The 19,476-nt window shown below is 56.0% G+C and carries 17 protein-coding genes and 1 pseudogene; 10 read left to right on the forward strand and 8 right to left on the reverse strand.

Features of this window, described 5'->3' with window-relative positions:
- Genes A462_RS10960 through leuD form a run of 6 tightly spaced genes read left to right on the forward strand, consistent with a single transcriptional unit; the run spans position 1 to position 6,877 of the window.
- Positions 1-2,133, forward strand: coding sequence for a hydantoinase/oxoprolinase family protein (locus A462_RS10960; protein WP_008436788.1), 2,133 nt, complete (start codon positions 1-3; stop codon positions 2,131-2,133).
- 1 nt (position 2,134) lies between these two features.
- Positions 2,135-3,133: a phosphoglycerate dehydrogenase gene (locus A462_RS10955; protein ID WP_032899545.1), complete on the forward strand. Its 999-nt coding sequence runs from the start codon at positions 2,135-2,137 to the stop codon at positions 3,131-3,133.
- Between the two features lie 22 nt (positions 3,134-3,155).
- Positions 3,156-4,529: an acyclic terpene utilization AtuA family protein gene (locus tag A462_RS10950; protein ID WP_008436792.1), complete on the forward strand. Its 1,374-nt coding sequence runs from the start codon at positions 3,156-3,158 to the stop codon at positions 4,527-4,529.
- Entirely contained in the window at positions 4,526-4,840 is a 315-nt protein-coding gene (locus tag A462_RS10945) for a DUF4387 family protein (protein ID WP_008436793.1), read from the forward strand. The genes A462_RS10950 and A462_RS10945 overlap by 4 nt, the downstream gene beginning before the upstream one ends.
- 5 nt (positions 4,841-4,845) lie before the next feature.
- On the forward strand, positions 4,846-6,267 hold the full coding sequence (leuC, locus tag A462_RS10940; protein WP_008436794.1) for a 3-isopropylmalate dehydratase large subunit: 1,422 nt from the start codon (positions 4,846-4,848) through the stop codon (positions 6,265-6,267).
- 1 nt (position 6,268) lies between these two features.
- Positions 6,269-6,877, forward strand: coding sequence for a 3-isopropylmalate dehydratase small subunit (gene leuD, locus A462_RS10935; protein ID WP_008436795.1), 609 nt, complete (start codon positions 6,269-6,271; stop codon positions 6,875-6,877).
- A gap of 648 nt (positions 6,878-7,525) precedes the next feature.
- On the opposite strand, the gene A462_RS10930 is transcribed toward leuD, so the two are convergent.
- The 5 genes from A462_RS10930 to rraA are packed head-to-tail and all read right to left on the reverse strand — an operon-like array spanning position 7,526 to position 12,436.
- Positions 7,526-8,776, reverse strand: a complete 1,251-nt coding sequence (locus A462_RS10930; protein WP_008436796.1) for a PrpF domain-containing protein — start codon at positions 8,774-8,776, stop codon at positions 7,526-7,528.
- Between the two features lie 30 nt (positions 8,777-8,806).
- Entirely contained in the window at positions 8,807-10,120 is a 1,314-nt protein-coding gene (locus tag A462_RS10925) for an MFS transporter (RefSeq protein ID WP_008436797.1), read from the reverse strand.
- Entirely contained in the window at positions 10,117-11,004 is an 888-nt protein-coding gene (locus A462_RS10920) for an amidohydrolase family protein (protein ID WP_202948679.1), read from the reverse strand. The genes A462_RS10925 and A462_RS10920 overlap by 4 nt, the downstream gene beginning before the upstream one ends.
- 25 nt (positions 11,005-11,029) lie before the next feature.
- Positions 11,030-11,860 carry an alpha/beta fold hydrolase gene (locus A462_RS10915; protein ID WP_008436799.1) on the reverse strand — a complete coding sequence of 277 codons (831 nt, stop codon included), beginning with the start codon at positions 11,858-11,860 and terminating at the stop codon, positions 11,030-11,032.
- 42 nt (positions 11,861-11,902) lie between these two features.
- Positions 11,903-12,436 carry a ribonuclease E activity regulator RraA gene (gene rraA, locus A462_RS10910; RefSeq protein WP_008436800.1) on the reverse strand — a complete coding sequence of 178 codons (534 nt, stop codon included), beginning with the start codon at positions 12,434-12,436 and terminating at the stop codon, positions 11,903-11,905.
- Between the two features lie 116 nt (positions 12,437-12,552).
- On the opposite strand from rraA, the gene A462_RS10905 reads away from it, so the two are divergent.
- Positions 12,553-13,296, forward strand: a complete 744-nt coding sequence (locus A462_RS10905; protein ID WP_008436801.1) for a GntR family transcriptional regulator — start codon at positions 12,553-12,555, stop codon at positions 13,294-13,296.
- A 230-nt stretch (positions 13,297-13,526) separates the two neighbouring features.
- Here A462_RS10905 and A462_RS0132565 read toward each other — a convergent pair.
- Both A462_RS0132565 and A462_RS10900 read right to left on the reverse strand, forming a co-directional pair.
- A pseudogene (locus tag A462_RS0132565) lies at positions 13,527-14,944 on the reverse strand (IS1182 family transposase).
- Between the two features lie 116 nt (positions 14,945-15,060).
- Positions 15,061-16,044, reverse strand: a complete 984-nt coding sequence (locus tag A462_RS10900) for an NADPH:quinone reductase (protein ID WP_032899569.1) — start codon at positions 16,042-16,044, stop codon at positions 15,061-15,063.
- Between the two features lie 142 nt (positions 16,045-16,186).
- On the opposite strand from A462_RS10900, the gene A462_RS10895 reads away from it, so the two are divergent.
- Positions 16,187-16,531 carry a winged helix-turn-helix transcriptional regulator gene (locus tag A462_RS10895; RefSeq protein WP_008436803.1) on the forward strand — a complete coding sequence of 115 codons (345 nt, stop codon included), beginning with the start codon at positions 16,187-16,189 and terminating at the stop codon, positions 16,529-16,531.
- 354 nt (positions 16,532-16,885) lie between these two features.
- On the opposite strand, the gene A462_RS10890 is transcribed toward A462_RS10895, so the two are convergent.
- Positions 16,886-17,800 (reverse strand): LysR family transcriptional regulator, encoded by a 915-nt coding sequence (locus A462_RS10890; protein ID WP_008436805.1) that lies wholly within the window; start codon positions 17,798-17,800, stop codon positions 16,886-16,888.
- Between the two features lie 124 nt (positions 17,801-17,924).
- Between A462_RS10890 and A462_RS10885 the strand changes: the two genes are divergently transcribed.
- Both A462_RS10885 and A462_RS10880 read left to right on the forward strand, forming a co-directional pair.
- Positions 17,925-18,335, forward strand: coding sequence for a DoxX family protein (locus A462_RS10885; protein ID WP_008436806.1), 411 nt, complete (start codon positions 17,925-17,927; stop codon positions 18,333-18,335).
- Positions 18,336-18,379: 44 nt separating this feature from the next.
- Complete coding sequence (locus A462_RS10880) at positions 18,380-19,252, forward strand: NmrA family NAD(P)-binding protein (protein WP_008436807.1); 873 nt, start codon at positions 18,380-18,382, stop codon at positions 19,250-19,252.
- The last annotated feature ends 224 nt before the right edge of the window (positions 19,253-19,476 follow it).

The following is a 19,476-nucleotide window of genomic DNA, read 5'->3' on the forward strand; positions in this document are numbered from 1 at the left end:
ATGGCAGTCCAAAAAACCACGCGTATCGGCGTCGACATTGGCGGGACGTTCACTGACTTCGTTTTCCATGACGAAGTGCGCGGCATCACGCGTACAGGCAAACGTCTGACCACTCCTGAAGCCCCGAGCCGCGCGATTATCGAGGGTATCCAGCGCCTGCTCAAGGAAACAGACACGTCGGCTGCGCAAATTCAGACCATCGTCCATGGCACGACGTTGATCACCAACACGGTCCTCGAGCGCACAGGGGCGAAGGTGGGGTTACTGACCACAGAAGGTTTCCGTGATGTATTGGAAATGGGCCGGGAAAGTCGCTACGACGTGGACGACCTTTTTCTAGAGGCCGTTCCGGTCCTTGTTCCCCGGTCACTGCGGCTGGGTATCGCTGGCCGGATCAGGGCGGATGGTGTTGAGCATGCCCCGCTTAACGAAGCCGCCGTTGCCGAAGCGGTGACGCGCTTGGTGGAAGTGCATCAGATAGAGTCGCTGGCCATTGCCTTCATGCATTCGTATCGCAACCCGGTTCACGAGAAGCGCGCCGCGCAGATCATTGCCGAACTTTACCCCGATTTGCTGGTGACCCTGTCATCCAGCGTGGCACCGGAAATTCGGGAGTTCGACCGCACTAGCACGGCGTGTGTCAATGCGTATGTCCAGCCGCGGGTTCACGGCTACATGAACAGCTTGAGCGCAGAGTTGCAGGGGCTGGGTTTTGCGGGCGACCTGTACATCATGTTGTCAGGTGGAGGGGTGACCACCATCGATGATGCCAAGGCCTTTCCTGTCCGGTTGATCGAGTCAGGGCCAGCGGCGGGCGCCATGGCGGCCGCATTCACGGCCCGGCAAATCGCCGAAGACAAGATCATCTCCTTCGACATGGGCGGTACGACCGCGAAGATGTGTTTGATCGAGAACGGTCGGCCTCACGTTAAACATGATTTCGAAGCTGGGCGGCTGAGCCGCTTCAAGCAAGGTTCTGGGCTGCCCCTTAAAGTCACCGTAATTGACATGATTGAAATCGGGTCGGGCGGCGGATCGATTGCCCGCATCGATGAACTGGGGCTGATGAAGGTCGGCCCGCGAAGCGCGAGTTCGGTGCCGGGGCCTGTGTGCTACGGCAAGGGCGGGACCGAGCCTACCGTGACGGACGCAGATCTGCTTCTGGGCAACCTCAATCCCGAGTATTTCCTAGGCGGTGAACTCAACCTGTCGCTCGGCAAGGTCAAGGACGCCATGCATGAAAAGCTGGCCAAACCCCTGGAAACCGATGCCGTAACGGTCGCACGTGGCATCCAGAGCATCGTCAACGAGAGCATGGCTGCCGCTACGCGGATGCACTTGGCTGAAAAGGGCAAGGACCCGCGTGCCTACACCATGTATGCCTTCGGGGGTGCGGGCCCAGTGCACGCATACGGGTTGGCGAAGCTGCTCAAGGTTCGGCGCCTAGTCGTCCCAATGGGCGCAGGGGTTATTTCCGCTTTCGGCTTCCTGGTTGCCGCACCTGCTGTAGATCAGGTTCGTGGTTACGTGACCCAGCTCGACCACGCCGATTGGGCGCACGTGCAATCCATCTATGACGAGATGGAGGCCTATTGCACAAACCTGTTGGTACAAGCCGGTGGCAATGCACAAGCCATTCACATGGCGTGGTCAGTGGACATGCGTTACCTGGGGCAGGGTTTCGAGATATCCGTGCCGATCCCCAGAGGATTGCTGGGTAACCAGAATATCGAGGTGATTCGTCAGGCTTTCCTTGATTCATACCTGGAGCGCTTTGATCGCATGGTCAAGGGCGTGCCGGTTGAAGCTATCAATTGGCGACTGACGGCCTCGCTCCCCGAGCAGGACATCAGCCTTGCCTATAGCCAGGCGAATACCGAAGCACGACGCGGCGAGCGCCAAGTGTATTTTCCTGAATTTGGTGACCTCACTGCCGCTGTCTACGACCGATACGCCATTGCTCCGGGCACCCTGCTCACTGGCCCTGCAGTGATAGAGGAGCGCGAGTCGAGTTGTAGCGTCGGGCCGGACTGTCAGTTCACTGTCGATGAGCATTACAACCTGGTCATCGACATCGAATATCCATCGTCGCTGTTGGTAACCCAGACAGAACGTCAATCGGATGTGGCCTGATATGACGTTGAACAAACGAAAGGTTGTTGTCACTCAGCGTTTTTTCGACGAGGCGACCATCCACTGGTTACGCGATGCCGGCTGTGAGGTGGTGATAGCCGACCTTCCGGCGGGTCAGGCCGACGGTGGTCTTTCGCAGGAGGCGCTGGTGGAACTATTAACAGACTGCGATGGCTGGATTGTCGGCCACGCACATGTCACCGCAAGCTTGCTCGCCGCCTTACCTCGCCTGCAGGTCATCGCTCGCCGTGGCGTGGGTTATGAGCGTGTCGACGTGGCGGCGGTAAAAGCCCATGGCAAGGTTGCAACCATCGCGGTGGGCAGCAATGACGCCTGCGTCGCCGACCGAACCCTGGCAATGATGTTGTCACTGGGCCACCGCATCCGAGAATCGCAAGAGCGGATGATCGCCGGCGATTGGTCGATCCTGTTGGGCACCGATCTGTACCGCAAAACCGTCGGCATTATTGGCTTGGGTCGTATTGGCCGAGCGGTGGTGCAAAGGTTGATCGGTTTCGAGGCGCGGATATTAGCCGTGGCGCCGGAGCCTGACGCTGATTATGCCCGGAAGACAGGTGTGACCTATGTCGACCTCGATACGCTGCTTGCCGAAAGTGACTACGTCACGCTGCATGCGCCACTCAACCCGGCCACGCAGTGTTTGATCAATGGCGCTGCTTTGCAGCGGATGAAGTCCAGTGCCTACCTGATCAACACCGCCCGCGGTGGTTTGGTCGATGACAAAGACCTACTAACCGCCTTGGCCGAAAACCGCATTGCCGGCGCTGGACTTGACGTATTCCTGAGCGAGTCCGACCCCACTTATAAACCGGTGACCGACGCGCTGATTGCCTTGCCGAATGTCATTGCAACGCCTCACTCCGGCGCCTCTACCCGTGAAGGGCTTGACCGAACCAACCTGGTGGCGGCTCGGTGCGTGGTTGCCGTATTCGACGGAACGGCTCTGCCCCCCGACTGCACAATTGCTGACGGCCGATAACACTATCTACTAAGGACTCGACATGAACACGCCTATAAAAGTGCTGGTCCCATCCGGTTCGATGGGCTCAGGCCTGCCGTTGGCTGCTTTCGAACAGGCCCTGCTTGAACTTCCCGATGTGATCGCCACAGATTCTGGCTCCACAGACTCCGGGCCGCATTACCTGGGCACGGGCAAGACCAAATCGTCAGTCATGGTGCTCAAGTCTGAGCTGCGCACCTTGATGATCGCACGGGCAAAACTGGGTATCCCATTGATCGTGGGTAGTTGTGGAACCTGCGGCTCGGACGATGGCGTCAACATGATGCGTAGGCTCAGCGAGGAGCTGGCAATTGAACTGGGCCAGACCGTCCAGGTAGCATGCATCTACAGCGAACAGCTTGGCGAAACGGTAAAGACGGCTCTAAGGGAAGGGCGCATCAGCTCCCTGCAACCCCAGCGAGAAATTGACGAAGCGCTGATTGATCGGTGTTCTCATATTGTCGCCGTGATGGGCATAGAACCGTTCATACATGCGCTCAGTAACGGCGCAGATATTATTTTTGCGGGTAGGGCGACCGACACGGCGGTGATGGCTTCGTTGCCGATCATGCGCGGTGCCGCACCAGGCGCTTCCTGGCATGCTGGCAAGATTCTGGAGTGCGGTGCGATGTGCACCACCACGCCGGGTAAGGCCGTAGTAATGGCCACCATTGATGACCAGGGCTTCACCTTGCAGGCCATCGCCGACGGTGCGAAAGCGACCCCGCGTTCAGTAATGGCGCACATGCTTTATGAAAACAGTAACCCGTATGTGCTCGTAGAGCCCGGTGGTTCACTAAACGTCGAAGCCGCCACTTATACAGCGCTCGATGAGCAAAGTGTTCGTGTCGAAGGCTCGGTATGGACGCCAACGGATACCTATACCGTAAAGCTTGAGGGCGCTGCGCCGGCGGGATACCAGTCCACCATCATGTGCATCATCCGTAACCCGAAGTACAAGGCGCGCTTCGAGGAATGGCTTGCCTGCATGGACGAGGCAATGCACTACCGCATTCGCAAAAGTCTCGAAATTGAGGCTGCCGACTACGATTTGCAGTTCCGCGCCATTGGCAAGGATTCGGCCTTGGGCAGCCTTGAGGCGCTCACCGGCGACCCCGTTGAAATCGGTGTTCTAGCTATCGTCACATCACCGGATGAAACGCGCACTCGGGAAATATTGTCGCTGCTGAATCCCTACATGCTGCACTTCCCGCTGCCAGACGATGAGTCGTTGCCCACGCACGCTTTTCCTTTTTCACCGGCCTCTATGGACCGAGGCGTCGTCTACGAATTTGTCCTCAATCACGTGATGACCGTCACCGACCCATTGGCCCCATTCGTTTTCGAGTTTTCTACCTTTGGAGTATCCCAATGACAGCGCTTGCAAATACTGGCTACGACGTACGCTCTAAAAACGCCGGACCGTTCTGGTTGACTGTCGATATTTTTTGCGAAAACGCCGATGTGTTTGAGCGCTTGTGCAAAGAACCAAAGCTGAAAAGTCAGGCTGTTGCGGATTTGCTCAAGACGGCACCGGAGGGCGTGAAGATTTTCCAGATCGATGCACTGAACGTTATCAAGATCAGTCTACCGCGACCCATCGTGCAAGGTGCCATTGCGGACCGCGATATGCACGGCGCTCAGTGGGCTTGCCTGCTCCAGGAAGAGCTTGAGAAAAAGGCTTGATCCCCATGAATAAACTCCGAACGTTGTACGAAAAACACATCGACTCCCACGCGGTCTCCGCGCTCGATGATGATGGTCATATTCTTCTCTACATCGACCGCCAGGTCGCTAACGAGTACACCAGCCCACAGGCGTTCAGTGGCCTGCGCGAAGCGGGCAGAAAAGTCTGGCGTCCGTCTGCGACGCTTGGCGTGGTTGATCACGTAAACCCAACGTCGCCGATTCGAACGGCAACCATGCCCGACGCTGGAGGTGCGCGACAAGTTTCCTATTTTGGGGAAAACTGTCGGGACTTCGGCATCGAGCTGTTTGATGTGCTGGATAAACGTCAGGGCATCGAGCATGTCATCGCCCCGGAACAAGGCTTCATTTTGCCGGGGATGGTGATTGCCGCCGGTGATAGCCATACCACTACTTATGGTGCCTTGGGCGCCTTTGGTTTTGGCATTGGCACCTCGGAAATCGAGCATCTGCTGGCGACCCAGACGTTGGTCTATAAGCGCCTGAAAACTATGCGGGTGACCGTGACGGGGACGCTTGGCGACGGAGTTACGTCGAAGGATATCATCATGGCTTTGATTGGTCAGATCGGGGCTTCAGGGGCAACCGGTTTTGCCATTGAATTTGATGGTCAGACCATCACTGATCTATCTGTGGAAGCACGGATGACCATCTGCAATATGGCTGTGGAAGCCGGTGCGCGGGGTGCATTCATGGCACCCGATGACAAAGTCTACGCGTACCTTAGCGACAAGCCCCGCGCGCCAAAGGGGGCACTGTGGGAGCAGGCTGTAACCTGCTGGAAAGCGCTGTACACCGATCCGGGCGCAACATTCGACGCCCAGGTCGACATCGATGCCAGCCAATTGCAACCGATGGTCACATGGGGTACTAGCCCGGACCAGACGGTGCACATTGGCGAGCGGGTACCTGATCCACTCAAAGAAATGGACCTGATACGCCGTCAAGATATGCAGCGGGCCTTACGGTACATGGGCCTGGAAGCCGGCGCGTTACTTCGCGAGGTTCCCATCAGTCATGCCTTTATCGGCTCTTGCACCAATGCCCGCATCGAAGACCTGCGCGATGCTGCCAGAGTGATTCGTGGGCGCAAGGTGGCAGCCCACGTGCGAGCGATGATCGTACCGGGATCTACCCAGGTGCGCGAGCGGGCTGAAGCAGAAGGTTTGGCGCAGATTTTTCTCGACGCAGGTTTTGAATGGCGGCAGTCGGGTTGTTCCATGTGCCTGGCCATGAATGACGACGTGTTGGCTCCCGGTGACCGCTGCGCCTCCAGCACCAACCGTAACTTCGAAGGCCGTCAGGGTGCAGGTGCGCGCACTCACTTGATGAGCCCGGCCATGGTTGCTGCGGCGGCTATCAGCGGCCACCTGACCGACGTTCGCAAACTCGCCCAGGAGGCTTGATATGCAGCCCTTTACAACGGTTACTGGCACTGCAGCACCGATTCTGGCAGCTAATGTCGACACGGACGTAATCATGCCCAAGCAGTTTCTCAAGGGCATCGACCGTAATGGATTGGATCGCGGTCTTTTCTTTGATCTGCGGTTTTTGACCAATGGGGACAGAAATCCCGATTTCGTGCTGAATCAAACGCCTTGGGAGGGCTCAAGGTTTCTCGTGGTGGGGCCCAACTTCGGCTGCGGTTCCAGCCGTGAGCACGCCGTGTGGGGGCTCAAACAGTTGGGTATTCGCGCGTTGATTGGTACCAGCTTTGCTGGCATTTTTTACGATAACTGCCAGCGCAACGGTGTGCTACTTATTCAACTCAGCGAGGCCGAGCTGCATAAGCTTGGCACTCTGGTTAGCAACCCCGAAACCGCTTCGATATCGGTCGACCTTGAGGCGCAAACCATCACACTGGCAGATAAGACACCCATTTCGTTCAGCATTGATGGGCTACGCAAGGAGGCGTTACTTCTCGGCCTGGATGCCATCGGCAGCACCTTGCAGCGCACCGATGCCATCCGCCAATTCGAAGCGGCTCACCTGCAAGCGAACCCATGGCTGGCTTAAAGCTTCTGCCATGCTGACATTATGTGAAGCACGACTGCAACGCGCGTGTTTCGACGGGATTTCCAGAGAACAGGGTCTGTCGACACGTCATTCGCGCGTTAGAGGCAACCGTACTTACCGGTCATCTCAACGGTTTACCGGTACACGCCGTCCTGCATATGCGCTCATGTCAACCGACTGGCTTGGTTTGGAAACAGTGGTCTCCCACAGACAGCTAGCGGCCTAAGCGACAGGCAGCTTATGGTCCAGAGTGTGTAAAAACGTCAGATTGGGTTTTCTATATCTACGCTAGGAGACCGTGCTTACGTTTCGAAAACTGATCAAGTCTGTGACGTTTCCAGGAACAGTTAAAACCGCTTAGCAACGTCTTAAAGCCCTTTGGATGTAAGCGTCCGGCCAAGTCATGCATAAACAACAGTGTTAGTGACTAAGATGACCAGAGGCAAACTGCTAATGTCTCGATCTAAAAATTACGGGGGCAAATATACTTTTGCGTGGGAGAGATGATTTCGGTTAGCAATCGACTGGCCGTAGCTTTGGGGGCAGTCGCCAACGGGTGTTTACGGCCAAAAGCTGGCATTAGGGCTCACGCTAGGCCACCTCCTACAATAATGCGTCGGTCGCGTGCTGACTCAAAACGCTCGACGCTCAATCGATCACCGATTTTGCCGCTGTCTCCATCGCTTCGATCAATTGCGCTGACGCTCGATAAAGGGGGACATGGCCGCGCATCAAGATTTGGGTACTGCGTCGGTAAGCAGCGGCGCGAATGTCTATGCTACCGGCATGAGCCTTGACACTGACCGTGGTATCCAACCTGCCAGCCGGATTCTCGATACTCACCTCCACATCCGAGTACGTCGTTGATGTGTTTTTCAGACCCACGGCCACCGCATGGGCGGTGCTTCCGACTAGCAGGCATGCGGCGGCGAGACAGCAGCCGCCAGAGACGGCCATCGAAGCGTGCCCCGTCTGGGGCGTGAAATACCGGACTGCAATGTGCCCGCCGTGACGGGGTGCGCCGACGATGCACACTTTGGGAATGGTTTCACTTCGTTCGAGTTCGGCCAGGCTCATGAGCTCGCCGTCGCGACGCCGAAGCTGCATCTTCAAACCCGCCTCAATCCAGACTTGCCTCAGCTTCGCCATGAACACAGCGTCGGCTTCGAGTTCTGAAATGGCTTCGTGGCCTGTTTTGCCAAAGCTGGCGGCATCGGCAATTACCATGGGCACAGCCACGTCCACACACGAAACATTGTGCCCGGCGACTGTGTCCAGGACGTTGCCTGTAGGTAAAAGAGCTCCGGTCTTATTGCCTACCGGTGACTGCAAGAAAAGATCGACGCGGGGAAACGCGCCGGTAACCCCTGGAATTTCAGCATTCACAAATCCGTCCCGGGAATCCTGGGACATCCGTGAGACAGTAAGAACGCCCGTGTTGGTGTTCTTGATTTTGATGTCGAAGCTCCCAGCCGCAGGCACTTCGATCAAGCCCGTGTCGATAGCCCAGAGCGGCAACGCGGAAGACATGTTGCCGCAGTTCACGCTCCAGTCTATGTCGCTATGATCACTGGCCAGTTGGGCAAGCGTACTTACGATCTGAGGCCCCAAAGGCGTGTACTCCACCCGTGCCAAAAACACTTTGTTGCTGGTAGCAGGGCCCCGGCCCAGACCGGTTATCTGCCGATTACCCTGCTGATTTCCAGCAAGAGGGACTCCCATGAGGTGGCGCAATAGCTCAGCTCGCAGCCTCTCATCACGGGGTAGCAAGGGCTCCCAAATCACCACCCCCGTCGAAGTCCCACCTCTCATGTAATGCACTGGCAACTCCATCACGCCAGCATGCATCCGAGAGCTAAAGCCATTCTGGAAGACGGGAAACATAGGTGATTTGAACATTGACAACTCCACAAATAATTGAGGCAGCCCTTAGATAGGCTCCTGCACGGATTCAGAAGTATTGGCTGCAGCGTCAGCTCTGAGTGGCGCCAGGCGTTTGGCCAGAACCAATGCCGCAACGACGCTTAACGCTAATGGCAAGGATGTAGCCACGATACCCAGGGTAAAGGAGCCAGTTTGGTCTTTAATAAGACCAATTACGTAGGGCCCTATGAATCCGCCGAGATTGCCAAACGCGTTGATGAACGCTATACCCGCCGCCGCCGCTGAGCCGGTGAGAAAGCTGCCCGGTAAAGTCCAGAATATTGGTCGCGCTGCAATCACACCCAAGGTGCTGATTGAGATGCCCACCATGGCTCCGCACAGGGTGGGTACAGCAGCAGCTATCCACAGGCCTATCGCACCTAGCATGCAACTGGCAGCTACATGGAGGGAACGGTTAGGGCTTTTATCCGACAAAGCGCCCCAAGCGATCATTCCTACAATTGCGACACCGTACGGGATCATCGACATCAGCCCGATGTGAAAGCTGCTCAAGCCGTGCCCTTTGAGGATCTGCGGCAGCCAAATGGCAATCCCATAGGAGCCGACGGCGAATCCCAAATGAATAACACCCATGAGCATCACGTTCAGGCTTTTGAAGGCGTCCTTGAAGCTGGAGAGATGACCGCCCGTTTTTTCCACGGAGAGCTTGGAAATCAGCCAATCTTTTTCCTCTGGAGTGAGCCACTTGGCTTCAGACGGCCTGTCGGTGAGGTACACCAGCACCACTACGCCCAAAATGATCGCAGGAACGCCTTCGATGATGAACATCCACTTCCAACTGGCGATACTCCAGAAGTTCGCGGTTTCAAGCAGAAAACCAGAAAGCGGTGCACCGATGAGAGCGGACAAGGGAATCGCAGTCATGAACAATGCTGTCAATCGACCCCGGTACTCCCGAGGGAACCAGTAGCTGATGTAGAGCACCATACCCGGAAAAAATCCCGCTTCGGCGACTCCCAGCAAAAATCGCAAAGCCATGAATGATATCGGCCCCTGAACAAACGCAAAGCAGGTTGAAACGATACCCCAGGTAATCATTATTCTGGCAATCCAGCGACGTGCTCCTACCAGATGAAGGGCCATATTGCTGGGCACTTCACAGAGAAAATAACTGATGAAGAACAGCCCTGCTCCCCATCCGAATACTGTTGCAGTGATCCCAACATCTTCGTTCATGTGTAATGCAGCGAAACCCACGTTAATACGGTCTAGATAATTGACCAGGTAACAAACCAGCATCAGCGGAATCAGCCGCAACCCAACTTTCTTGATGGTGCGTTTCTCAATCGACGTGTTCATAGGGCACCGCCTTTGCGCGTGGTCAGTTTGACTTGATCGGTAACCGGCAAGCGATAAAGGCTGCGCCCGTTACTCCAAAGCGCCTTACGCGCCAACTCTTGCCCCAGGATAGATTTGATAAGTTGTATATCGGCAGCCTGGAATGGCCGCTTGGTGCGTGTGGACGGCATATCCGACCCGAACATCAAAGCGTCAGGGCTGCGCCGCGCAATACGTTCGAGTGCGCGAGGCACATCCAGATTAACCCTGCCAAATCCTGAAGCCTTGACCTTGGCACCGGCATCAACCAAATCCAATAGCACAGGCAAGCCCGCTTCCGTCATGCCGAGATGATCAATAACCAAGCCACGCAGCTTACTCAGTTGCGGCACATGCGCTCGTACCTGGGAAGCATCTAAATAGACTTCTGGATGCCATCCTGCAAGATCGAATGCTCGCTGGGAGAGCGCCACCAGTTGATCCATCGAAATTTCATCACCGCGATAAATATTGAAGCGAATGCCGCGAACCCCAAACTTCGCGAGCCTAAGGATTTCCGCGTCCGAAACGTCCATAGGCAATTGGGTGATTCCGACCCATTCAGTTCCCAGCTTGGTGAGCGCGTCGCATAACCAATCCTGCCGATAGCCTTGGAACGAGCTGCCGACCAAAACGCCCGAGCAAATCCCTAACGGGGTCGCAAGCCGCTGGTAATCAGCCTGGGAAAATGTAGGTGGCGTGTACCCACCATTCGCGTCTACCGGGTAAGCAGGGTCGAACAAATGAAAGTGTGCGTCGAATACGGGCTCGTATGAAGCTTCCCCAGCGGCGAACAGATCGCGCAGCGGAATGCACGCAAGTGCGGCAGCCGACCCCATCAAAAAACTTCTTCTTTTTATTGTCATTGTCGAATCCTTCAGTGATACCGGGTTACAGCGATGTCAAAATAGAGTCGATGTTCGCAGCCACAGATCCCGGCGTTTCGATGGGTGTGTAGTGCCTCGCTTCAGGGACGATCTGGAGCACTGAATTCGGCAGCAGCCGCTGAATGTCCATCGCCATAGAAATCGGAGTTGCGTAGTCATCCTCTCCGACGACGATCCGCGCAGGCCCTTTATAGCGGGGCAGCAGCCCCCTTTCGTCGGCTTTGCCCAACATCAGGCAGGCCTCGTGGTAGGCCATGGTGTCATTGGCCAGGAACACGTCGAGCGCTCGGCTGACCGCCTCTGGATGAAGTTGGCGGTATTGCGCACTGAACCAGCGCTCACACTGAAAATCTGCCAGCGAGGCCATCCCGTCGCGCAACGCTTGCTCGCCTCGGTCTGACCATTTCGAGAGAGCCCCTTCGCCGTAGCTGGCTGTGGTGTCGATGGCGACTAGGCCAGCCACTCGTTCCGGATATCGACCAGCCGTTCCCAAGGCTATGGTGCCACCCATGGAACAGCCCACCACCACGGCCCGATCTACCCTCAGGTGGTCAAGGACGCTGCACATGTCCTCGCTGAAGCGAGCGATATCGTAAGGCCCCACTGGCTTGTCAGATTGACCATGACCGCGACAGTCGACAGCGTAGACATTGGCCTGCTTTTGTAATGCACGGACAGTGTCAGTCCACATCTGAGAGTCCATAGCCAAAGCATGAATCAACACGACTGTGGGGGCAGTATCAGCGGCATGTTTCAAACGTCTGACGGCCAACCGGCATCCGTCTTGGGTGTGCACGAAGAACAGAGGGTTATCAATTTCGGAGTTTGAGTTCATATCTTTCCTTGTCGCACTTCCAGCTAACGCCTAGAAACGCTTTTATTGTTCTGTCAGTGCTTCTACGGGGAGTTCGAGTGCGCGCTTGGAAACGATCAGACCGTCGCTATCCACATAGACCCAGTCGCCCTGTGCAATGGTTACATTCAGGAAACTGACGGTGCCGCCGAGATGCCCCGCACCTGTCTTCAGAGGCCTGAGGGGTACAGTCCCTAGCGCAAACACCGCGAAAGGCAGTAAAGCCAAGAGCTCTCGATCCCTTACATAGCCATTTATAACTAGCCCAGCCCAACCGTTGTTCATTGCCTTGGCCGTCTGGACGTCGCCCAGCAGGGCACGGTTTGCAGATGCGCCGCCATCGATCACAAGCACCTGGCCATTGCCTGGGGAAGACACCAGTTCCCGGATCAGCACGTTGTCGTCGGCGCATGTGACTGTCATGGCAGGGCCAGCGCAGGTGCGTTTGCCGCCCAGGGAGACAAGACCCGGAAAAGCTTGCTGGATGTTGGGCCCGATAGAATCCCAGTAGAGATCGCACAGATCCGCAGTTGAAACGCGGCTTGAGCAGGTCGTCATAAAAAATCTCCTAGGTAGTTCTGTATAGAAGTATAGATTTATTGAGCGACCTGTCAACGTCTGGTAATGTGCTCCCCCTATTTGCCGCGCCACGCTTCAACTCAAGGATTAGTGCAATGGTTTCTGATCACGCTTCTAGCCAAACGCCGGATAGCCGCCTGCCCCGCTACGTGCAGATCCGTGACGACCTGGCGCAAAGAATCAATCAGAGGACTTGGGCGACTGGAATAGCGTTGCCTTCAGAAGACAAACTCGCCGCAGAGTATTCAGTTTCAGTAAGCACAATGCGCAAGGTGCTTGACGCGTTAGTGCAGGACGGTTTGGTCGAGCGTATCCGAGGGCTGGGAACGTTTGTGTCGCGTTCTTTCGAACGCTCCTCGATGCTGCGCTTTGTGCGATTCAGGGGCACCAAGGGAAACGAATTGCCCACCGCCCAAATCCTTGCGATAAAAATCCTGCCCCCTCCAGAAAAAGCTGCGCAGCAATTACGACTCGCGCCTGGGCAGACCGCGCTCTACATGCATCGATGCAGATCTTTCGGCGGGGAAATTGTGCTGGTGGAGCATATCTGGCTGCCGTTACCGAAATTTGAGAAGTTGCCTGAGTATCTTGAATATAACTCTCCGGTCTTGCTGTACCCCGTGTACGAATCCGAATGCGATGTACTGGTGGCCCGCGCGGTCGACGATCTCACTGCACAGCCACTGACCGACCAGGATGCCAAACTCTTCCAGCTCGCTCAGGGGACGATGGCAATCCAGATCGAAAGAACGATGCACGATCATGTTGGCGCACCTGTCGAATGGAGACTGTCGTATATACCTGCCGACAGATTTCATTACACGGTGGAGATCAAGTAGTTCAGGATTTGTTAGCGAGCAACGGCAAATAAAAACCTTCCACCTGCAATAGATCTTTTTCAACACCAATTTATGAGCTGCATCAGCGGCATCGTTGGTGCGGAAGTCAGATCTCATTAAGAACTGACATCCCTTACACCAACCACCAGTTTTGAGGCCCGGCACACCTGATACAGCCCAGGTGCCGGCTGATGCCGGTACCTTTGGATCGGGCAAAAAAAGACCGGTTTTTACGCCTTTAACGTTTTCATCAAGCCAATGGTGCCGATGATTTTCATGACCCGTTTCAGGTTGTAGGCAAGCACATTCAAGCTCATCTCGGCGCCTACCCCGTTAAGCTTTCGGGTCAGAAAGTGCGTCACACCCATCCATTGCTGGAGCGTCCCGAAGGGACGCTCAACAGTCCGTTTTCGGACTCGCATCATCTCCGGCGCGCTGCTCAGCCGATTCTGCATTTGCTCCCATACGGCTTCATGCTCCCATCGCCGAATTCGTCGTTCCGTGCTTGGTGTGCACTGCAATTTCAACGCGTAGCCCTGGCATTTCGAACTCCCGTAAGATGCAACTTCAGGCCTTTTCAACGTAGAAATAGTGCCAGACCAGCGCCTCGCCAGCTGGGCAAATGTATTCGTTTTTTTTGCCGCGTCATAGACGAAGGCATCGTTATTGAAACGCCCGTCAGCCTTGGCTCCAGAGGTCATCGGCTTGGGCACATAGGCGGTGATGCCTGCATCGTGACAAGCCAGGATTTATTCGCTTTTGAAGTAACCTCGGTCAGCCACTACCGACAACGTATCTCGCGGGTCTGCTTGACCATCGAGCTGAGTTGATCGAGGTCGGAGCCATCGTTGGTGACCTCATGGGCAACGATCAAATGGTGCTGGCTATCGACCGCTGTCTGGACGTTGTAACCGACGATTCCAGTGCCGCGAGTCATCATGAAACGGGCGTATGGATCGGTCAGTGAGACCTGTTTATCCGGCGATTCGTTGAGCTGAGTTTCAATGACCTGTAACTCTTTCATTTGAGCTTTGAGCTTGTAGATTTTCTCTTGCAGACGAGCAGCCTTGGGCTGTGGAATAGGGGGTTCTTTCCGATCGGCTTCGTCGAGCGCAGTCAGATACCGATTGATACTCGATTCAATTTTTTCCATTCGCCGCTTCAGTTTGGCGCTGGTGAAACTGCGGTCGCGGTTGTTGACGGCCTTGAATTTACTGCCGTCGATGGCAACCAGATTTTCTCCGAACAGTCCCAGCTGCTAGCACAGCACCACGAATTGGCGGCAAACGCCTCGGATGGCCTTGCTGTTGTCTTTTCGGAAGTTGGCAATGGTCTTGAAATCGGGCATCAAACGCCCGGTCAACCACATCAATTCGACGTTACGCTGGGCTTCTCGCTCTAGGCGCCGGCTCGACTAAATGCGGTTCACATAGCCGTAGATGTAGATCTTCAGGAGGATCGCGGGATCGTACGTAAGCAGGCCAGTATCGGCCGGTATGACGCCTTCAAAACCCAGATTGACCAGGTCGAGTTCGTCGACGAAGACGTCGACTACGCGCACCGGATTGGTATGGCTGACGTAGTCGTCGAGGCTCTCGGGCAGTAAGGTGCCTTGGCCTCGATGTTCACCTTGGATAAAGCGCTTCATGGGCGATCCCAGCGATGAAATCCTCAGAAGTCATAGCAAGGGTTCGAGAAAGCGTTTTTACACACTCTGGGCCATTAGCGGACGCTTAGCAATGTCGGCTTTGTGACCGACCTCGCTCACAAAGCGACGAGTACCTTGCCCATAACGGATGCCGATTCAAGAGCGAGGTGCGCGTCCGCGATCCTCTCCAGCGGCACACTCATCCCGATATGGGGCACATAGTTGCCACTGGCCAGGCAGGCGTTGATGTCCCTAATCGCGTCGATTTTAGCCGCCACGGGTACCGAATAGATGAACACGAAGCGCAGCACGCATCCATGCACCATCGCGCTTAACAGCGGCAAGGTGAGCGCATCGGTGGCATGCGTCATCGCGTAGGAACTGATGACCCCCCCAGGCGTCAGGCATGCAATGTCGATATCCAGGTTCGCCTTCACGTTCACGTCGACGATGCGGTCCACACCCGTGTTGCCCGTGCGTGCTTTGACTACCGCGGCAACATCTTCATTTAGACGGTTCAACACCAGATCTGCCCCAGCCGCCCGAGCGACGGCGGCCTGCTCTTCATTCCTGACGGTGGCCACTACCCACGCGCCCGCCCACTTTGCCAGGAGGATGGCGGCAGTGCCGACCACGCCCGCTCCGCCCTGCACCAGTACATTCTTGCTCCGGATGTCGCCATCGGCGAAGAGACAACGATGAGCCGTCAAGGCCGGGATGCCGAGTGATGCGCCGACCTCGAGAGACACGTTGTCAGGCAGTGGCACGGCCTGCGCCGACGGCACCACGACATAGTCGGCCGCGGTTCCTGCCGGCCTGCCGTACTGCGCTTCATAGACCCATACCCGCTGGCCTACCCGACTAGCCTCTTTCGGATCGCCCACGGCGTCAATGACTCCTGCGCCGTCCTGGTGCGGAATGATTCGCGTGAACGGCATAGCGGAGGAGAACCCCGTGCGGGCCTTGAGGTCGGTAGGGTTCAGTCCCGACACGTGCACCCGCACTCGGACCTCTCCGGGACCGGGTTGGGGATCAGGGATTTCGGCGATGCAAAGCACCTCATGTGCGGGGCCTTGACGCTCGTAAAAAGCGGCTTTCATGGATCTGTTCTCCGACGTGGAAGGTATGCTTCCGTAAGGCTCCATTGTCAAAATCCAGTATATTTTTTACAAGTAGGCACATTCTTTATACGTAAGGATAAAAAGTATACTATCGAGGCTCTATCTGAACTGAGGCAGCGTAATGGCGCGTGGCAAGCTCGATCAATACCGATGCACGGTCGAAATCACCGTCCACATCGCGGGCGGAAAATGGAAGCCGTTGATCATTCACTACTTGCTGAGCGGAACCAAGCGTTTCGGCGAACTGAAAAAGCTGATCGGCGGGGTCACGCAGCGCTCGTTGACGTTGCAGCTGCGCGAGCTTGAGGCAAGTGGCATTGTCAGCCGTGAAGTATTTGCCGAAGTGCCTCCACGGGTGGAGTACACGCTGACGGCGCTCGGAAGCACACTGACTCCGACACTAGAAGCGATGAAGTCCTGGGGCGAACACTACCTGGAGAGCAAGACCCGCAAACGGAATGGCTAAGCGCAGCGAGCTACGGTTCCTTGCTTGGGAAAAGGACGCCCATGCAGTTCGGTAGCTCTGCTATGGGTCGATTTTCGCCTGTAGTAACAGGCTCAGATTTGCCAGAAACTGATGCTCGCCAAGGACGGCTTTCAACCGATTCTGTTGAAAAAGTCGACCATGGTTTCCGCAGCAGAAAAGTATGCGCCTGAGATTGAAATCTTTACTTTCGGCAGAGGCTTCCGGACTCGGATTTCACGTAGCAGTGGGCAAAAAAGGCGCTTTAACCAGTCAATGACCAGACTGTTTGGGCGAACCGACTTTTTCAACAGAATTAACCCGAAGCAGTCTTATGTCTATTAGATGAGGGGCGATTCAGTCTTCCCGTTCCAGGTACGGCGTCAGCACCCCTTCGATCCACTTCATGAAGGTGAGCACTCGGCGCGAAAGATTGCTTCGATGCGCTACGACGAGGGACACGGGGAGCGCCCGGCGACGAAAGTCGGGCATGATCTCCACAAGTGCTCCGCTCTTGAAGTATTGGCCAATCCCCAAGAGTGGCGCCTGAATCAAGCCAAGACCGGCGAGAGCAGCGGCATCATAGGTTTGCGAGCTGTTGACGTGCAGCGTACCTGGCAACTGAAGCGTCGCGTAGCTGTCGCCGTCCGGATATTCCCATCCGTAAGGCCTTGCGCCCAGCATCGTAGAAAAATGAATTGTCCGATGTTCCTGACGCTGCAGATCTTCTAGCGAGCGAGGGATGCCATAGCGCGCCAGATAAGCGGGACTGCCAGCGTTGACCATGCGCAACAGGCCTATGGGGCGGGCAATCAGCGTTTCGTCTCTGATGGGGCCAAGCCGCAATACACAGTCGAACCCCTCTTGAACCAGATCGACCTGTCGATCCGTACTCGATATTTCCAACTCCAACCCAGGGTGAGCCGCCATGAAATCTGGCAAAGCCGGCACGATCGTTGTGCGCGCTACCTCGGTCGGAAGATCGACCCGTAAACGCCCGCGAAGTGCCATATGGTCGCTAGCAAACATTGAGTGTAGGCCATCGACTTCAGCAAGCAGATCGCGGGCACGGGAGTGAAATGCGCGTCCGTCCTCCGTCAACTGAACGATACGTGTCGTTCGATGCAGAAGCCTGACCCCGACATCGTCTTCCAGCTTGCGGACCGCCGCGGAAGCCCTTCCTTTTTGGATGCCCAAGCTATCGGCCGCCCGAGTGAAGCTCCCCATCTCGGCTACCGTTATGAATATGAGGAGGGGGTCGAGGTTTTGCATTTTTCACGCCTTTGTATTGTTCTATTTTAAAAGAGCAGTGCGTTCACTTTGGCTGTGTTTATCATATTTGAGAGACACAGTACCTTCGGAAATGAGACTCCCCTCGAAAAAAGTGTCCGAAACCATGAAGCTGCATCAGGTATATAAAGCTGTGATCCTGCATCGCGCCCTATGGGCTGGCTGGATAATGAGCGGGTTTGTCGTTATCGCTCTGATGGCAGACGGCACTATTCAGCTTTTCGCGCCCGCACACATCGCGAGCATATTGCAGGAAACCGGGTTCTCAATGGATCTGACCCATGTTGTGGGTCCGATCATCCTTGGCTGCGCCATCCTTTATGTCATTCCTGTCACCGCTGTCCTCGGCGCGATCCTGGTGACGGGCTTTTTGGGAGGCGCGATCTGTGCTCACGTCCGCATCGGTGAGTTGGGATCGCCACCGGAAATTATTTCTCTGCTTCTGGGAGCGATGACTTGGGGTGGTCTCTATCTGCGTGTTGCCCAAATCCGAGCCATTTTACCGCTCATCCGTTGAACAATTCGGGTAGTGCTCTGTGCCTCAAACTCAGGAGAAAAAGCATGTTCTTAGTAATGGGAATCACGGGAAATGTAGGCGGCGCGACGGCAAGGCATTTGCTAGCGCAAGGCAAGAAGGTGCGCGCTCTGGTCCGCGACCGCGAGAAGGCGGTTGACTGGGCGAACCAGGGCGTGGAACTGGTTGACGGCGACTGGAATGATTCGGCAGCCATCGAGCAAGCGCTCAAGGGCGTCGAAGGCGCCTTCGTCATGTTGCCTCCTGTCTGGGCGCCGTCGCCTGATTACAAAGAAGCAAAGGGCGTGATTGCAAGTTATGTCGAGGCGCTCGCCAAGGCAGCGCCGCCGCGAGTGGTGGCGCTTTCGTCAATGGGGGCGGACAGAACGACTGGACACGGGGTGATCATGGCCTTGTCGCTTCTGGAGCAAGGTTTTCGCGACCTGATATCGCCAATCGCATTTGTGCGCGCTGGCGGATTCTTCGAGAATTTTCTTTTCGGCTTGCAGGTCGCGCAGAGCGGAACGTTACCGGTCTTCTATAATCCGACAAATCGAAAATCAACCATGGTCGCGACGGACGACATCGGCGCGCAGTTCGCAACCCTTTTGACCGGGCCAGCGTGGTCAGGGCAGCGTTTCATTGAGATGGGTTCTATGGTCACTGCGGATGAAGTCGTGGCGCAATTGGGCGAATTCCTGAATCTCGACGTGAAAGCCTTGGCAATCCCACGTGCAGGGTGGGCGCAAGCGTTAGAGCAATTCGGTATCCCGAAGGACCGCACCGGACCTGCCGAAGAAATGTACGAGGCCGTGAATGCGGGATGGATGGACCTCGGTGTGGACGGCACGGAGCACGTAGCGGGGACAACGACCGCACGCGATGTCTTCGCAGCCGCGCAGAACGCCATGACGGAGTGACCCACTATGCTAAACGGAGGCCGGGTACGATTCACCGGGTCAGCCTGACAGAGTAATTGGTTGGTTCTGCAGACCAAGAAGAGTGGCCTTTATACCACCCCTTCTGAGGCAACAGCCTTCGTCCGGCCAAGTGATCTAGCCGGACGAATACGGCGTGATCAAAGAGGTTTCTATTACCTAGGCAGAAAAAAACGAGCCCAGCATTACGGTAGGCCTGATTTTTT

The organism is Pseudomonas sp. Ag1 (assembly GCF_000278565.1).
Taxonomy (GTDB): Bacteria; Pseudomonadota; Gammaproteobacteria; order Pseudomonadales; family Pseudomonadaceae; genus Aquipseudomonas.